Raw genomic sequence first — 17,041 nt, forward strand, 5'->3', positions numbered from 1 at the left:
GGCAGTCCGCAGTCGGCAGTCCGCAGTCGGCAGTCCGCAGTCGGCAGTCCGCAGTCGGCAGTCCGCAGTCGGCAGTCCGCAGTCGGCAGTCGGCAGTCGGCAATTGTTTTTTTGCTTTTTTGCCGACTGCCGACTGCTGACTTTATCAATTTTGTGTACATTTACGTAGCTTAAGATACAGTTTAACACGCTATTCTAAAATATAGCCAAGACAATTTGTTTGCAGTTTCGCTGCGTTTGACTTTATACTGCGAACGGGATAAATTATCGCACTTTAGAGTTGGCAGCGGCAGTGAGCAGTCGTGTGCGGGAAACTGCCAACTGCTGCTGCCAACTGCCAACTTATGAATGCGACAATTTATCCCGTTTCAAGTAATTGAGTGTCGTAATAACTATTACTTTTGCAACTAAGTACTTCCATGCGCTAACAATTCATTAACCAATTCCGGCACTCCAACACTCCCTTTTTTCTCAATCAAATGCAGGTTTGGTCTTGGGATTACAGCAGGCATATTGGGATCAACAACGTATTTAGGAACTTCATTAGAAACATAGTCAATCAATCCGGCTGCAGGATATACGACAAGAGAAGTACCCACCACTATTAAAATATCAGCAGTGAGCGTTTCCTGCACAGCTTTTTCCATCATAGGAACCGCTTCTCCGAACCACACAATAAAGGGCCGGAGTTGTGAGCCTTTTTCGCATTTATCACCTGGTTTAATATCCTCTTTACATTCGTAGATGAGGGCAGGGTCTGCTGTGCTTTGTGATTTAAAGATCTCTCCATGAAGGTGGATCACGTTGGTTAATCCTGCCCGTTCGTGCAGGTTATCAATGTTTTGCGTTATGACAGTTACATCGTACTTTTTCTCTAATTTGGGCAAAGCGAGGTGGGCAGCGTTAGGCTTTGCTTCCAGTACGTTCTTCCTTCGCATATTATAAAATTCCAGCACCAGCTCACGATTTCGTGCCCAGCCTTCCGGGGATGCTACTTCTGTAACTTCATACCCTTCCCACAATCCACCTGAATCGCGGAATGTTTTTATGCCGCTTTCAGCACTTATTCCCGCACCGGTCAGGACTACTATTTTTGATTTTTTTGCCACTAAGACACTAAGAAAATTTTGACACTAATTTCGCTAATTACACAAAAAAATAATAACTAAATATAATTAGTGAAATTCGTGTAATTCGCGTCTAAATTTTTTTGGTTTGAAAATTTGGGAAACTCATAATATTATTTGCTAATATATTTTTTTTATATTTTCTAACTCAATCATTAAAAATTATCTAAGATCGTCCTTATTTTATCTCTTTCTGCTTCCAGATTATCAAGGTTGAAAAAATCATCATGTCCTTCATTTTCAGGAATAAAACCTTTTTTTATTTTTTCATCCATTTCAAACACATCTTTTACACCATATTTTTTGCAATTAAAAAAATATCTGCTCCAACTTTTGAAAATAAGTTAGATAAAAAGAGTTTCTCTGAAAATTTCTTATATTTGTAACGAAACCAAAAGATTTCAACTACCTTTAAATAATGAAAAAGGCAAAGAAAAATCCCGAAAGGCTTTTGGATTGGGACGAGGGCTCTAAATTACTTAAACCCTAGTGATGAAGGTACAAAGTAAAAGTTGATACGGATGCCCTATTGGACATACAGGAAGCTACTGACTGGTATAACGAACAAGTGCCTGGCTGTGGTTCTCGTTTTCAAAAACAAGTAAAGTTCCAAATCAATTCTTTAAAAATCAATCCGAATGGCTACGCCATACGTTATGCCGATGTGCATTGCATGCTCATTAAAAAATTTCCATTTTTGGTGCATTTCACTGTTGATGAATCAAAGTTTATCGTAAAAGTATTTGCCGTTGTGCACACCAGCCGAAATCCTAAAATTTGGGAAGAAAAAAGAAGAATGAAAAATTAACAGCAATAAACAATTATGGTGATAAATCCTGACAGGTCGCGCAACTCCTGTCAGGTTATCAGATAAAAATTATTATGTAAGTTTCCTCTATAACTCTTTCAGTCCAAAACCCGCAAGGTTTCAAAAACCTTGCGGGTTTGAGCGGGGTTTAGTAAGACAACATTTATGATGAAATTTTGTATAATTGTATAAAATATTAACAATCGGGCATCTCTAAAAACTACATATTTTTTAAAACACACCCCTTGCCCCTCTTGATAGAGGGGAATATATGGTGTAGTTTTTAGAGATGCCCAATCAAAACAAAAAAATATGGATGAGAAAATGACAACTACAAGAGAGGTCAGAAAACTTGAAAAAGTTGCCCTATATAAATATGAAGACCTGTTGGATACTATACTTGTTTTAGAGGCAATGAAAGCACAGACCGGGCCCGGTAAAAATTGGAAAGAATTGAAGAAGAAGTTAATGAAGAATGTTTAAACTAATTATTAATAGATTCGCTGAAGAAACGCTGAAAAAGTTTCACATTCTGAAAAGAATTTAGGCAACCTCGGTATGTGCTGTCAGGTGCCTGCCCCGAATTCCTCGGGGTTTCCACCTGACAAGGGGCAGAATTCTTATTCAAGTTCACCTGTTCTAATGGCAAAATAATATGATTGGAACAATAGCAATTATCATCGCATCTGTGGCTATTTTATTTATGCTGCTAAGCTATTTATTTTGGCTATTTAGAGATGATGATATGGAGGTAGCAAAAAAAGGCTTAATTGAATAATAATAATGACAAAAAAATACACTTTCTTAATCAGCATATTTTTGTTCATTAAAGCGCTGTCAGGTGTTTCCAACTGACAGAGTTTGCCGGGTGGAAACACCCGGCAGCACGTGGAATATAGGGCTTATATAAAATTAAAAATCTTTAATTAAAAAATTGTATTAAATAAAAATTTTATTTAACCTTGCGAAACTCTTTTCATAAATAAAACATTAACAAACCCTGACTTATTAAAGTTAGGTTCGGATATGAAGACAATTCTTAAAAATAGTATCAATATAACAATTTAACAACATTTCCACTAAAACACTTATCAATTATGAACAAATTTACTAAAACATCAAAAAAGGCAAAGAATGTAATAGTTGCAGCATCTCTTATTGCCTACTGCCTGCTGCCTACTGCCAACTGTATGGCACAAGCGGGGGTAAACTACCAAGCCATTGCCCGCGACAGTACAGGCGCTGTTTTGTCAAATACCGTTATCAGCATCAGGGCATCTATCCTCAGCGGTTCTACATCCGGCACTCTTGAATGGGAAGAAACCCATGCGGATACCACCAACCAGTTTGGCCTGTTTAACCTCGTGATCGGACAGGGTATCAAAACCGGGGGCGCGGCAACATCCATTGCAGCTATAGCATGGGGCGACACCACACATTATCTCAAAATCGAAATGGACCCTGCCGGAGGTACTGTTTACATCCTTATGGGCACCGAGCAGATATTGACAGTGCCTTATGCCTTTTTTGCAAATAATAGCGATACGGCTGCTTATGCAAACTCTTCCGCACCGGATGCTGATGCCGATTCTACCAATGAATTGCAAACCTTATCATTATCTAATGACACTTTAAATATCAGCAGTGGAAATTCGGTTATTCTTACCGATACCGACCTGACCAATGAATTGCAAACCTTATCATTATCTAATGACACTTTAAATATCAGTAGCGGAAACTCGGTTATTCTTACAGATTCCGACCCGACCAATGAATTACAAAATTTTTCAATATCAGGGGATACATTATTTATTAGTAATTCAAATTTTGTGATAATACCCGGACTTTTTGATGCAAATTTTGTTTGTGGAACAAATTCTGTCCAGGATGCAGATGGAAATTGGTACCAAACAGTTCAAATCGGCACCCAATGCTGGATGGCGGAAAACCTTAATGTAGGTACTTATGTTCCGGTAGTTTCAGGCGGACAAACCAATAATTTCGTTATTCAAAAATATTGTCAGGATCTTGCCGGGTTTAATGATACTACCTGCCCTTTTGGCGGATTATACGAATGGGGAGAGGCGGTTCAATACTTAGATGGAGCAAGCAATTCTACCTCGCCAACTACGCCCTTTTCCGGTAATGTGCAAGGCGTTTGCCCCACCGGCTGGCACCTGCCCACCCATGATGAATGGACAACACTTGAAAGGGCAGTTTGCACAAGCGGAAGCTGCGCTACTGATTTTCCTTTTGATGTAACTACCACAGCCTGGCGTGGAACCGATGAAGGCGGCAAGATGAAAGTAACGCCAATTTGTGGCACACTTCCCTGTTGGAACACTCCCAACACAGGCGCCACCAACACCAGCAATTTCAACGCCCTTCCGGGTGGCAACTCCTTGGCTGGCGCGTTCAACTTTGTCGGTACCACCGGTTTCTGGTGGACTGCTGCCGAGAGTAGCGCTATTAGTGCCTGGTTCCGCTCCCTGTCCAAGGATACCGATCAGGTGCTCCGCCTTAACAATCCTAAGATGTACGGGTATAGCGTTAGGTGCGTAAAGGACTGATTATTTGACAATTTGTCAATTTGACAATTTAATATACCCGCTTCGCCCCGCACATAATCAATGCTGTACCTACGCTGTTTATGTGCGGGGTAGCGGGTCGAAATTTTTTTAATGAGCATTAAGGATAAATTACGTATATTTAACAAAAAGTTTATCTTATAAGTTTGCAAAAGCATAGAAATTCAAATGAACAGGGAAAGGAGAAAAGTAATCGGAATCATTTTCGCTGATGCAGCAAAATATACACTTACAGCAGGAGTGCTGGGGTCTTTACTGGCAGAAAAGTTTTCAGCTCTTGTTTATATAATCACCGGTTTTGCATTTATTTTGTTAATGTGTCTGGCTTATTTCATAACACCTAAAGATAAACCCAATGGTTGAAGGATTAATCATTTTATTTAGTATCGCTATACTGGGTGGTATTGTGTTCCTGATTTTCTTTAATATTCAGGAAAAGGGAAAACGCACGGCCCGGGACAAATCAGTAGACAGTCGGCAGTCGGCAGTTGGCAGTAGGTAGTAGGCAGTCGGCAGTTGGCAGTAGGCAGTTGGCAGTTGGCAGTAGACAGTCAGCAGTTGGCAGTCGGCAGTCGGTAGCAGGCATTAGGTAGTCGGTAGCAGGCAGTTCATGATAAATGAGTAAATAACTTTGCCGGTTCATGAGAAAAAAATATTAACAATGGAAATAGCTTTTGGTTTACCTGGAATTGGTTTAGCTGTTTTAGGTAAAATGTTGGAGAACCAGACAAAAATTCTGGAAAGGATAGAGGGAAAATTACCCCGCACATATGCGGGGCAAGATTAACACATTAAAATGATTAAAAAAATGCTACTAAAAAACACTAAATCCCAAAGAAGCAGGCAGTTGACAATTCACAGTCGACAATATTGCCTGCTGTCAACTGCCTGCTGCTTACTGCTTTTGTGCAGCATCAGCGGCTACAGCCAATCAAATGCTCCAAAAACGCTCTCTTCAGGCGGCACGTATCAAAGTGCAGGCGGGTACTCATTGTCTTATACATTCGGGCAGCCGCCCAATGTGACTACCTTTTTTGCCGGCTCCAACTACCTGACACAAGGTTTTCAGCAGCCCTGGACAACCGTTTCTCTCATTCCATCCATTCCCATCTGTCTTGTTACTATTGATAGCGCTACCGGTAAAAACATGGTTGTATGGGATAAACCTGTACCGGCTGCAGGTGTTGCTTCTTTTAATATTTACAGAGAATCACCAATAGCAGGTGTTTATGACTCTATTGGCAATGTACTTTATAATAACTTTAGTGTCTTTGTTGATCCTGGTTCAACCCCGCAGGTTAAATCTGAGAGGTATAAGATCTCGGTAGTCGATTCATCAGGCATCGAATCAACCCTGAGCGCTGCACAAAAGACTATACACTTAGCTGTTGTGCCGGGAATTCCACCAACGATAAATTTGGTTTGGGAAAATTATGAGGGTTTTGCTTTTAGTACTTATTATGTTTACAGATATTCAACATCAACAGGATGGGTAAAGTTAGATTCATTAGCAAGTGGTAATACCTCCTATACAGACCCTTCCCCTCCATGTGGCGATCTGTATTATATGATAGAAGTACCTCATTCTACAGGGTGTACTGCTTCATTTAAGGTACTCGTATATAACGCTTCCACGTCTAATATAGCTTCTATTTCATCCCCATCTGGTTTAACACTTTTTACGTCTGATTTAGATGCTTCATGTATTGCAGTATGTGATGGGATAGCCTCTGTATTTGCATCGGGAGGCACCCAACCTTACAGCCACCTTTGGGATGATCCGGCAGCGCAGACAAATTCCACGGCAAATAATTTATGTGTGGGAACCTATAACGTAATAGTAACTGACTCAGCCGGCTGCACAGATACAGCAAGTGTAACAATTAATTCACCGCCTGAAATGATACTCACCATCACTCCAACAAATTCGACTTGTGGCAACGCAGACGGCAGCGCATCTGTGAGTGTCAGTAATGGCATACCACCTTACATGTATGCCTGGTCAAGTGGCGATACGCTTGATATTGCTGTTAGTTTGTCTTCCGGTATTTATGTAGTAACAGTAACCGATGTTAATGGTTGTTCTAATTTTGCCCTTGCCGCGATCAGCGATGCAGACGGTCCGGTGATCGATAATGTTCTTTCAACAGATATTACCTGTAGTGGTGGTTCAGATGGAGTTATAACTATTTCAGTAATCGGTGGCACGCAACCTTACGCTTACCTGTGGTCAAATGGAAGTATAAACCCTTTCATTTCTAATTTAGTGGCAGGGCCTTATGAAGTGACCGTTACAGATTCAAACGGATGTATTACCAATCAAAGCGTTACGCTTACCCAGCCCAATGCATTTAGCTTTATGATCACTACAACCGATGCCAATTGCGGCAACAACGACGGCAGCGCATCTGTGAGTGTAAGTGGTGGAACAGGCGCCTATACTTATGCATGGTCTAATGGTGGAACTGACTCCACTGAAACCGGCCTGGCAGCAGGAGTTTATACTTTAACCGTTACAGATGTTAGCGGCTGTACTGACTCAGTCAACGTTGCCGTAAGTAACGTAGGTGGAGCGACAATAACCATAGATTCAATCATAGATGGAGGATGTGGCGCTTCTTTAGGCTCTATTTATATCAGCGTAACAGGCGGGTCAGGGATATTTACCTACTTATGGTCAGATGGTTCTACCAATGAAGACCTGGTAAATGTATCTTCAGGAACGTATAATGTAGCTGTAACCGATACAAACAACTGTATATCAACAGAAAGCGCTCACATATCAGGAATACCTTCAGTAGCAGCTTCAATTTGTCTTGTCACAGTTGACAGCGCTTCGGGCAAGAACCAGATCGTATGGGAGAAAACACAAACAGAGGGAGTTCTATCATACAACATATATAAAGAGAGTTCTCAGATTAATGTTTATTATTTGATAGGAAACGTGCCTGTAAACACCACAAGCGTGTTCGTAGATAGCTTATCGGATCCAACGGTCAGATCGTGGAGATATAAGATGCAGGTGGTAGATTCATGCCTTAATGAATCGGAATTAAGTACAGATCATAAGACCATGCATTTGACTATAGGTTTAGGATTACCCCCTAAAATAAACCTGAACTGGGATCACTATGAAGGAGATTTTCTATTTTCCACATATTATGTTCTCAGATATACCGTATCAACCGGCTGGGTAACTCTGGATTCGCTGGCAAGCAATCTTACTTCCTTTACTGATCCTTTACCGCCTCCTAATGAAGACCTCTATTACGTTGTTGAAGTAAAGCACCCTACGGGCTGTGATCCAAATCTGAGTAAGGTGTTAGTTTACAATTCAGCCAGGTCAAATGTATCCAACAGGCTATTGCCTACGGGGATCACTGAGGGGGGTACCTCGCTTCGCCCGGTACAGGTTTTTCCCAATCCATATTCGGGTGTGACTCAGATAAGCTATACTTTACCTGAAAAAGCAGATGTGCTCTTAGAAGTATTTAATGTTTTGGGCAAAAAGATACAGGTATTGGTTAACGGGGAACAAAACAGCGGGAATTACCGGTATAGTTTTAGTGCAAAGGAGCTGGGTTATTCTTCCGGGGTTTATATTCTGAAGCTTATAGCAGGAGAAGATGTTTACACTAAACAGTTGGTGGAATATTGAAAAAGTAGGCAGTAGGCAGTTGACAGTTGGCAATATTGTCAATTGTCAACTGTCAACTTCTTTTACTTCTCCCTCCACTTCCTTCCTCCTTTCTTCACGGGTGCATTGGCTGCCAGTTCAAGACATTCCTGCAGCGTGAGCGATTCCGGGTCTTTATCTTTTGGGATTTTTACATTTTTCTTCCCGGCAGAGATGTAGGGGCCCCATCTGCCATTTAAAACTTTTACTTCCGGATCTTCATCGAATATTTTGATCGTTCTTTCTGCATCAGCCTTTCTTTTTGCTGCTATCAACTCTATAGCTTTTTCTGCGGTGATCGTCAATGGATCATCTTCTTTGCCTATGGAATAGAATTTGTTATCGTGTTTTATATACGGTCCATACCTACCAATAGCTGCGATCATAGGTTTGTTTTCATAAATGCCCGCCTCTCTCGGCAGCTTGAATAACTCCAGGGCTTCTTCAAGGGTGATAGTCTCTAACCGTTGTTCTTTTAATAAACTGGCGAATCTTGGCTTTTCGCTATCTGTACTTTCACCCATCTGAACCATAGGCCCAAACTTACCTATCCTGGCAATTACTTTTTTCCCGGATTCGGGTTCATTGCCTAACTCACTGATAGTTCCTAAAGTAGATCTGTCAATATTTTCAGTATTTTCTACCCTTTTATGAAAACCGTCATAAAAGTTTGCAATCATCTTTTGCCACTCTTTCATTCCGGAAGCGATCTCGTCTAATTCTTCCTCAATTTTTGCTGTGAAAGAATAATCGGTAACTATGGGGAAATGTTCGATCAGGAAGTCGTTAACGATCCTTGCAATATCTGTTGGGAATAATTTTGCTTTTTCCGTTCCTGTAATTTCAGAGTTAGTCAGAACTTTAATTTGATCATCTTTTAGTATAAGCTCTTTATAATTTCTATTTTTCCCTTCCCTGCTTTCTTTAACAATGTACCCTCTTTTCTGAATGGTAGAGACAGTAGGGGCATAAGTTGAGGGCCGTCCGATACCCAATTCTTCAAGTTTTTTTACCAGGCTGGCCTCAGTAAATCGTGCAGGAGGTCTGGAGAATTTTTGCGTGGCTTTCATCCTGTCAAGGTCCAGAACCTGGTTTATCTTAAGTGGTGGGAGCATCTTATTGTTTGATTCATCCGGGTTTTCTTCGTCAGCAGATTCGGTATAAACCTTTAGAAATCCATCAAACTTTACGACTTCACCGGTTGCTGTTAAGGTTTGAGGGACAGTAGAAATTGTAATGGTGGCAATGGTTTTTTCTATCTGTGCATCAGCCATCTGTGAGGCAATGGCTCTCTTCAGGATCAGTTCATATAATCTTTGTTGATTTCTGTCCGTTGACGCATTATTTACGGTAAAATCAGTGGGCCTTATAGCCTCGTGCGCTTCCTGGGCAGTCTGAGATTTTGTTTTATATCTCCTTGTATTGGAATAAGGTTCACCATAAGTATTAATTATCTCATTTTTTGCGATTTGTAATGCGTGCTCTGAGAGATTTACCGAATCTGTCCTCATATAAGATATTTTCCCATCCTCATAAAGACGCTGGGCAAGGGTCATGGTTTGTGACACAGAAAACCCCAATTTTATACTGGCTTCCTGTTGCAAGGAAGAGGTAGTAAATGGTGGGGCAGGGGATTTTTTCCCGGGTTTTTTTTCTAAATTTTTAATGCTATAAGCAGCTCCCAGGCATGCTTGTAAAAACACTTCTGCTTCTTCTTCTGTTGCAAATTTTTCAGATAGCTCTGCTTCCAGCAATTTACCGTCACCCAGATCAAAAAATGCAGTTATTTTAAAAGTTGAGGAAGACTTAAAACCGTCTATTTCCCTTTCTCTTTCAACAATAAGCCGTACAGCCACCGATTGGACTCTGCCGGCAGACAAACCCCGCTTAATTTTTTTCCATAAAACAGGAGAAAGTTCATAGCCAACTAACCGGTCTAAAATCCTTCTTGCCTGTTGGGAATTGACAAGGTTAATGTCAATATCTCTTGGGTTCCGGATAGAGTTTAAAATAGCCTGTTTTGTTATTTCCCTGAATACGATCCTGCGTAATTTTGCATCATCAAGGTCAAGGGCTTTGGTAAGATGCCAGGAAATGGCTTCACCTTCACGGTCATCGTCTGTGGCTAACCACACTGTTTCTGCTTCTTTGGTAAGTTTTTTTAATTGCGATACTATTTCCTTTTTATCTTTTGAAATTATATAGGTAGGTTTAAATCCATTATTTATCTCAATACCGAAATCATCTTTAGGAAGGTCTCTCACATGACCCATAGAAGACTTTACCAGGAAATCTTTGCCTAAATAACCCTCAATAGTTTTGGCTTTTGCCGGTGATTCAACTATGACTATATTTTTTGACATCGTTTTTTTCGCCACAAAGACACCAAGGCTCAAAGAAACACAAAGATAATTTAGTTGCACAGATTACACAGATTTTTTATAAAAAAACTTTGTGCCTGCGCATCCCGACTTGTTGGGACACACAGTCGTGAACCTTTGTGTCTTGGTGTCTTTGTGGCTATTTTTTTGCAAAGATTTAGATTTTTTTCCAAATAAAAAATTTTTTTTATTTTTATAATAATAAACTTTTATGCAATTTTACACTTTGTTAAAAAAGCTCATTGCTAATTTAAAAGCATATTTTTTTATAGTGAAATACTTGTATTTAGTACGGCATGCGAAAGCTGAAAAGTCAACAACGAGGCAGCATGATTATGATAGAACGCTCGTTATAAGCGGAGTAGGGGATGTACACAAGATAGGAAGAAAATTAATGGATCTGGCCGTCAAACCAGATCTATTGATCTCAAGTCCGGCCATAAGGGCAAAACAAACTACTGAATTGATCGCAGAACACTTAAAATATAAGTCTTCCAGGATTGTTTATGATGAAGAAATTTATGAATCTTCAGTCAGAACCTTATTGATATTTATTAATGAGCTTGAGGACAAATATAAAAACGTGATGATCGTTGGACATGATCCTACGACTTCTTATACGGCAGAACATTTGACAAAAGAAGAAATAGGCAATTTTCCTACTTGCGGTGTTGTGAAAATAAGATTTGATATCACAACCTGGAAAGAGGTCTCTCCCGGAATAGGTTCATTGGAATGGTTTGAGTACCCGGACAGTGAAGAATAAGTACTATAAAACAACCCACCCCTAAAATTCGGGATGGGTTATTATTTTGTAGTGTCAAAGAAAGTTTTATTCTACTTTCCCTTTAGTTCCCTTTGTTGGCGAACTTTTTTTGGCGGAAGCTTTAGCACAACAAGCATCTTTGCCACTACCCAATCTCTTCAAACAGCATGATTTCTTGTCTTTAAACTCTCTGGAGCAGCAAGGTTGATTGCCTTCTTTCATTGACTTTTTGCAGCAGGACCCCAATTTCTTAGCTGAAGCGCTGAGATCATTGGTAGCAGTTTCACCTTTAACAGCTTCTTTTTTTGTTGCTTCCTTTCTAACCTCAACGGGCTCTGCCTTTTTTACTTCTTTTTGAACCTCAACGGGCTCTGCCTTTTTTACTACTTTTTTCTCTTCGGTTTGTGCCTTGGCAGATAATATGCCAATAAAACCAAAGGCTAAACTTAATACAATTAACTTTTTCATAATTACAAGTGTTTAATGGTTTAATAAAATTTATACAATCTTTTTACTACGAGAAAATCGTGCCAAAGTTAAATAATATTATTTATTATTTAAAGAAATATTAGACATTTTTTACAATAAGGTTTCTGTATTTGGGGCATCTCTAAAAACTACACCATACATTCCCCTCTATCAAGAGGGGCAAGGGGTGTGTTTTAAAAAATATGTAGTTTTTAGAGATGCCCATTGGTAAAACACTTATATCACCATCAATCTTTTTTATGCAGCAGGAATTTTGTTATCAGATGATCGAGGGGTATTAGTGAGAGAGCAAGCGCTACGTTGAGCATGATTTTTAAGAAACCAACTCCACCAAAAAAATCTTCAAGGTTGTCTTCAACATAATTTTGAAAATATTCAAATACGATGACGATACTTACAGTAGCCAGCATGGATGATATTTTTGCTCCTTTTCCTCCTTTACCAAATAAAAATGACATTAAGAATAATAAGGCAATAATCCCTATTTGCGAGCCAGAAAACCACCATGTGTCATAAAAAGGGGGTATTATCTTGAATTCATAAGTTCCTTCCTTACTCAGATGTTTGTAGAGGTTTTTTGCTATTACTCTAAAAGTATATTTTTCTGCCGGCAGGTTGGTATAAACGGCTTTTGTTTCTTCACTCCAGTTACTCCATTCCTGGTCAAAGCCTTCTAATTTGTATTGATATAGCGTTGCTTCTTCATTGACAAAGCTCGGAGCTGCAAATTCAAAGGTCAGTGAGTTATATTGATAGGTTAATTCAGGTTTAAGCGCCTCGGGCTGATCCAATGAAACAAATTTATAATTCAGATCTTTGTATTTTAGTTCCGGTATTTCATCAAAATATGTTCCCTGAAATAGCAGGGAATCTTTTCCCAGGGTAACTTTTCGGATCAGTACAGGATAATCCAGTTTGAAGTTATAATCTATGTTGGGGTCATACCTGTATAAGCCATTGCTGTTTCCAAGCCAGGTAATGCCATTTTTTTCGTGGTATATGGATTGAACATTATCATCAATTTTTAAAAAGGGCTTATTATGCCAGGAATAGTTTTTATTTTGGTTTAATTTTGCAAAACCTAATTCAAAGGTGTTGGCTCCCTTGATAACAGCCATCCAAATATTTCCAAAATAATCCTGGGTGATACGGTGAATACTTTGTATTTCATCTTCCAATTCTTTCCCCAGGGATGTATCAGGATAAAAATGTGGCTTATCAGGATCATCATTGAATTGATAAAGCCCTTTATCAGTTGCAAAAATAACTTTATTGAAAACGTGTTGAACAAATACCCACCCTCCCGGCAAACCGTTAGCAGTGTCGTAGTGCATCACTGATGCGGATAACCGGTTGTTTTTAACGGAGTATTCAAGTGAGAATACACCGCTAGAAATAGTACCAAGCCACAATTTTCCGTTTTTGTCCTCAGCTATACTACGAATTTCATCATCAATACCATCTATCCGGCCTTCATCCACCCATTTACCATTATTCCAATATATTGTAGCCAGGCCATCAGACAGTCCAATAAAAAGACGGAAGGGGTCAAGCTTGTGTAAATGCAGCGCTGAGGAGTTGCTCTCAGTTATTTGATCTACCTGGTGGTTTTTATTGATCTGCAATACTCCTTGATTTGTTGTAACCAATAATACATCTTCCATACCTGACGGATGATCAATAATAGAAAGTAGATCCCAACATTCAAGGGGGGGGATTCCTTCAATGAGCTTTGGTAAATAAGGATCAAAGGGAGATTGCTTGCTTTCTTGATCTTTTAAATAATAAATGCCCAGGTTTGTAGCCAGGTACAGGATGCCATTATGTCTCACAATTGATTCTACGGTGCCTTCCAGTCCGGTCTTATCATTAAAAAAGGTGATAGGGGAATTGATCTCTATTCTTGAAATGCCATCGCTCAATGCCAGCCATAGATTTTTTTGCTTGTCCAGGCTTTGATTCCATATTACTAAATCTTGTAAGCCGGTTTGTTTATTAAAATATTCTGTCAAATTTCCTGCCTGGTCAATCACAACGACCCCTGAACTTGTAGTACCTAATAAGAAACTATTTTCGTTTAAAACGCTCCCTTTGTAAACTGTTGTTTCATTGAGAAAACGATCCATTTGAGAATAGAAAGGGGAAATATTTACAGATTGAATTTGGCCGGTTGCTTTTTCTGTAGACATTATATAGTACCCTTTTTTGAGGGTGGATAGAAGAATTTTTTCACTGTTGAGGGGAAGCATAGTAAAAACAGCAACTTCAGCAAATTGTTCCCCACCATTCACCAACTCCAATGATTCATCTGTCATTTGTACCAAGCCAATTTTCCGTTGACGCACATAAATATTATTATTTACATAAAACATTACGTGAAAATTAGAAGGGTCTTCACCGTGCCATATTTTCATGTTTTTACCATCCCATCTAAAAATCTTATTGGGAGACTGAAAATAGATCCCATGACTGGTAGCATAAGTATTCCATACATCTCCAAAATCAAGATCCTTTTCAGGTATTAATTTCAACAATGATTGATAAATCAGCGTGCCGAGGGAGTCTGGCGCTAAATAACCGATCTCACCTACAGCCCCTACATAGATACGCCCTATTTGATCTATTGCCAGGGAACGTACTGTAGTCTCATGGGTGGTTTTGATAAATCTCCAGTGTACACCATCATATTCCAGAATACCCTGGAGATTGCCAAAATACATGACTCCCCTTTTATCCTGGACAATTGTCCAGTTTTGGGATTGGGCTTTATATTCTTTTGGGGTAAAGTTACGGATAGGGTAAAGACCTTTGGATGACTGGCCATACGACTGAAGATTGAAGATTGAAGATTGAAAAATGAAGAAAAAAATACAAACTTTGATTACTAAACTAATTGGTTTCATTACGTTTTCAAAATTTTTTTGGATGGGCAAATATAAAACGTTTTTATTACAAATTTACCAATCGTTTGGTGTAAACTTTGTCATTAACAATTAATTTCAGTATAAAGATACCGGAAGAATTTTCTGTTTCAGATCCAGCGAACTTATATTGGTATTTGCCGGCATGCTGTACTTTATTCACTATAGTTTTTACCTTTTTACCCAATACATTAAGTACTTCCAGTGTTACATTAGCTTTTTGCGTCAGATTATAGTAAATCTCTGTCTTACCGGTATATGGATTAGGATATATGTTGAAACCCATCCCGACTTGTAGGGATGGGTTTGAAATACCTGTTGGTATCGTTCTATTGCTTACGTTTGACCTGGCCGAATTATAAATCAATACTTTAGCAAGGGGGGTTGCAGTACAACCTGTTGGGTGAAGTAATTCCAGAAAAAACAGTGAATCAGTAGGACCAGGATTTAGTACTGTATATTGTGGTAAAGTACTATTAATAGTGTCTATTATATTCATCCCGCCAGCATTTCCACCCCAGATGTAGTAAGTGGGGAAATTAAAACCTTCATATCCATCTATAATCAAATTTATTGCAGGAGGGATTCCAAGAGTAATGGCCAGGTGTATTGTTTTATTGGAATCACTCAACAGCGATTCATAACCACAGGTATCAACTATTGATATTTTATATCTGTAAGCTTGTACTTTCGGATTAGAGGCGTTATCCAGGAATATACTTAAGCTATCAAAAGGTACGGTCCCAATCAGGTTGTATTGAAAAGCAACAATACCTTCTTTATAGATATTAAAGTAAGCAATATTATTTACTGCAGGCTTTTCCCACACCACAAGATTTTTCTGAGTTGCTGAATCTACCGTTACTACACATATCTCAGGGATCACAGGTGGATTACATTTAAGTTTTACAATCCAAAAATCTTCTTTTCCCTTTACACCTGTTACATCTCCTTCCATGGATTGAGAAAACCCTGCTACTACATAGGAACCATCATTTAATTGAATAATAGAATAGGCATAATCAATACTATCACCCCCCAACGATTCTTCCCATTGAATATTTCCTGCAGTGTCTAACTTTACGATCCAATAATCCTCTTTTCCATGATTAAAAGTGACATTACTGTCATTAGATGCTGAATAGACGGCAACCATATATCCACCATCAGAGGACTGAATAATTGAGTTCGCAATGTCAATATCGGATCCGCCAAGTGTTTTTTCCCATTCTATTGTACCAATACTATCCAGTTTAACGATCCAATAGTCGTAAGATCCACCAAGCCAAACTGTTGCATCTCCATCATCTGACGCAGAGAAACCTGCTGCAATATATCCACCATCAGAAGTTTGAATAACTTTGCTGCAAATATCCCACCACGCTCCTCCAAGCGCTTTCTGCCAGTCAATGTTTCCGGCGCTATCTATTTTAAGAATCCAGTAATCTCTTCCTCCCTTGTTCGTATCTACATCCACATCATTTGAATAGGAGTAGCCCCCAATAATATATCCATAGTCATTTGTCGGTTCTATAGAATATGCGATATCACTACTGGTTCCTCCATAGGATTTATCCCAGATCATATTACCGATAGTATCTATTTTTATTATCCAAAAATCAGTACTGCCGCCAATATTTCCCGTTACATCTCCATCGGTTGATGAAGAATAACCGGCTACCATGTAGTTGCCGTCATTCGTTTGAACAACTGAAAATGCTTTATCGGTGCCTGTTCCTCCATAGTTTTTTTGCCATTCAACAGTACCCATGGAGTCCAATTTTACAATCCAGTAATCCCAACCACCCTGGCTGAAAGAATCAGTTGAATTAGTTTGTAAAGCAACAATATAACCTCCGTCATTTGTTTGGATAACATCATTGGCATATTCATCATAAGTACCTCCCAATGATTTAGTCCATAAAGTATCACCAGCTGCATTTAATTTTACTACCCAGCCATCCGGATACCATGGCGCTCCGTAATGGTCATTTACATCTCCGTCATTTGAATAGGCATAGCCGCAGGTAATATATCCGCCATCTGATGTTTGTTTGATGGATAATGCTCCATCGAAAGTGGATCCCCCATAAGTTTTTTCCCAGCTTATGAGATCCGATTGTTGAGCATTTGCACCAAAGGCATAAACGATTACAGGTATCATAATCAATGCCGTAATGAGTTTGTTTAAGTTTTTCATATTCATGCAAAATACTGAAAATCAATTAGTTAATTTTTAGTGGGATTTTTCCTGCACGCCAAAGGCCTATGGCAGGCGGGTGTTT

General features: G+C 39.2%; 11 protein-coding genes. 5 read left to right on the top strand and 6 right to left on the bottom strand.

Going from position 1 to position 17,041, the window contains the following annotated elements; all coding sequences use genetic code 11:
- Positions 1 to 407: 407 nt before the first annotated feature.
- The gene (locus FVQ77_00955) at positions 408 to 1,109 is read right to left on the bottom strand and encodes an NAD-dependent deacylase (GenBank protein MBW8048913.1); all 702 of its coding nucleotides are present in this window, start codon (positions 1,107 to 1,109) and stop codon (positions 408 to 410) included.
- A gap of 547 nt (positions 1,110 to 1,656) precedes the next feature.
- Between FVQ77_00955 and FVQ77_00960 the strand changes: the two genes are divergently transcribed.
- The 3 genes from FVQ77_00960 (at position 1,657) to FVQ77_00970 (ending at position 4,886) form a co-directional block, all read left to right on the top strand.
- Positions 1,657 to 1,935 carry a type II toxin-antitoxin system RelE/ParE family toxin gene (locus tag FVQ77_00960; GenBank protein ID MBW8048914.1) on the top strand — a complete coding sequence of 93 codons (279 nt, stop codon included), beginning with the start codon at positions 1,657 to 1,659 and terminating at the stop codon, positions 1,933 to 1,935.
- A gap of 1,097 nt (positions 1,936 to 3,032) precedes the next feature.
- Complete coding sequence (locus FVQ77_00965; protein ID MBW8048915.1) at positions 3,033 to 4,505, top strand: hypothetical protein; 1,473 nt, start codon at positions 3,033 to 3,035, stop codon at positions 4,503 to 4,505.
- 186 nt (positions 4,506 to 4,691) lie between these two features.
- Positions 4,692 to 4,886 carry a hypothetical protein gene (locus tag FVQ77_00970; GenBank protein MBW8048916.1) on the top strand — a complete coding sequence of 65 codons (195 nt, stop codon included), beginning with the start codon at positions 4,692 to 4,694 and terminating at the stop codon, positions 4,884 to 4,886.
- A gap of 100 nt (positions 4,887 to 4,986) precedes the next feature.
- On the opposite strand, the gene FVQ77_00975 is transcribed toward FVQ77_00970, so the two are convergent.
- Positions 4,987 to 5,166, bottom strand: a complete 180-nt coding sequence (locus FVQ77_00975) for a hypothetical protein (GenBank protein ID MBW8048917.1) — start codon at positions 5,164 to 5,166, stop codon at positions 4,987 to 4,989.
- Between the two features lie 153 nt (positions 5,167 to 5,319).
- Between FVQ77_00975 and FVQ77_00980 the strand changes: the two genes are divergently transcribed.
- A complete protein-coding gene (locus FVQ77_00980) occupies positions 5,320 to 8,181 on the top strand; it encodes a T9SS type A sorting domain-containing protein (GenBank protein ID MBW8048918.1) in 2,862 nt (953 codons plus the stop codon).
- Between the two features lie 62 nt (positions 8,182 to 8,243).
- Here the strand turns inward: FVQ77_00980 and topA are convergent, their stop codons facing one another.
- Positions 8,244 to 10,562, bottom strand: coding sequence for a type I DNA topoisomerase (gene topA / locus FVQ77_00985; GenBank protein MBW8048919.1), 2,319 nt, complete (start codon positions 10,560 to 10,562; stop codon positions 8,244 to 8,246).
- A 229-nt stretch (positions 10,563 to 10,791) separates the two neighbouring features.
- On the opposite strand from topA, the gene FVQ77_00990 reads away from it, so the two are divergent.
- Positions 10,792 to 11,346, top strand: a complete 555-nt coding sequence (locus tag FVQ77_00990; protein MBW8048920.1) for a histidine phosphatase family protein — start codon at positions 10,792 to 10,794, stop codon at positions 11,344 to 11,346.
- A gap of 66 nt (positions 11,347 to 11,412) precedes the next feature.
- On the opposite strand, the gene FVQ77_00995 is transcribed toward FVQ77_00990, so the two are convergent.
- The 3 genes from FVQ77_00995 to FVQ77_01005 form a co-directional block, all read right to left on the bottom strand.
- Positions 11,413 to 11,814, bottom strand: a complete 402-nt coding sequence (locus FVQ77_00995; protein MBW8048921.1) for a hypothetical protein — start codon at positions 11,812 to 11,814, stop codon at positions 11,413 to 11,415.
- Positions 11,815 to 12,062: 248 nt separating this feature from the next.
- Positions 12,063 to 14,738 (bottom strand): hypothetical protein, encoded by a 2,676-nt coding sequence (locus tag FVQ77_01000; GenBank protein ID MBW8048922.1) that lies wholly within the window; start codon positions 14,736 to 14,738, stop codon positions 12,063 to 12,065.
- 46 nt (positions 14,739 to 14,784) lie between these two features.
- The gene (locus FVQ77_01005; protein MBW8048923.1) at positions 14,785 to 16,962 is read right to left on the bottom strand and encodes a T9SS type A sorting domain-containing protein; all 2,178 of its coding nucleotides are present in this window, start codon (positions 16,960 to 16,962) and stop codon (positions 14,785 to 14,787) included.
- Positions 16,963 to 17,041 lie beyond the last annotated feature (79 nt).

The organism is Cytophagales bacterium (assembly GCA_019456305.1).
Taxonomy (GTDB): domain Bacteria; phylum Bacteroidota; class Bacteroidia; order Cytophagales; family VRUD01; genus VRUD01.

Coding starts and splice junctions, on each gene's coding strand:
- FVQ77_00980 (MBW8048918.1), top strand. CDS start 5,320: ATGATTAAAAAAATGCTACTAAAAAACACTAAATCCCAAAGAAGCAGG.
- FVQ77_00965 (MBW8048915.1), top strand. CDS start 3,033: ATGAACAAATTTACTAAAACATCAAAAAAGGCAAAGAATGTAATAGTT.
- FVQ77_00990 (MBW8048920.1), top strand. CDS start 10,792: ATGCAATTTTACACTTTGTTAAAAAAGCTCATTGCTAATTTAAAAGCA.
- FVQ77_00995 (MBW8048921.1), bottom strand. CDS start 11,814: ATGAAAAAGTTAATTGTATTAAGTTTAGCCTTTGGTTTTATTGGCATA.
- FVQ77_01005 (MBW8048923.1), bottom strand. CDS start 16,962: ATGAATATGAAAAACTTAAACAAACTCATTACGGCATTGATTATGATA.
- FVQ77_01000 (MBW8048922.1), bottom strand. CDS start 14,738: ATGAAACCAATTAGTTTAGTAATCAAAGTTTGTATTTTTTTCTTCATT.
- FVQ77_00970 (MBW8048916.1), top strand. CDS start 4,692: ATGAACAGGGAAAGGAGAAAAGTAATCGGAATCATTTTCGCTGATGCA.
- FVQ77_00975 (MBW8048917.1), bottom strand. CDS start 5,166: ATGAACCGGCAAAGTTATTTACTCATTTATCATGAACTGCCTGCTACC.
- topA (MBW8048919.1), bottom strand. CDS start 10,562: ATGTCAAAAAATATAGTCATAGTTGAATCACCGGCAAAAGCCAAAACT.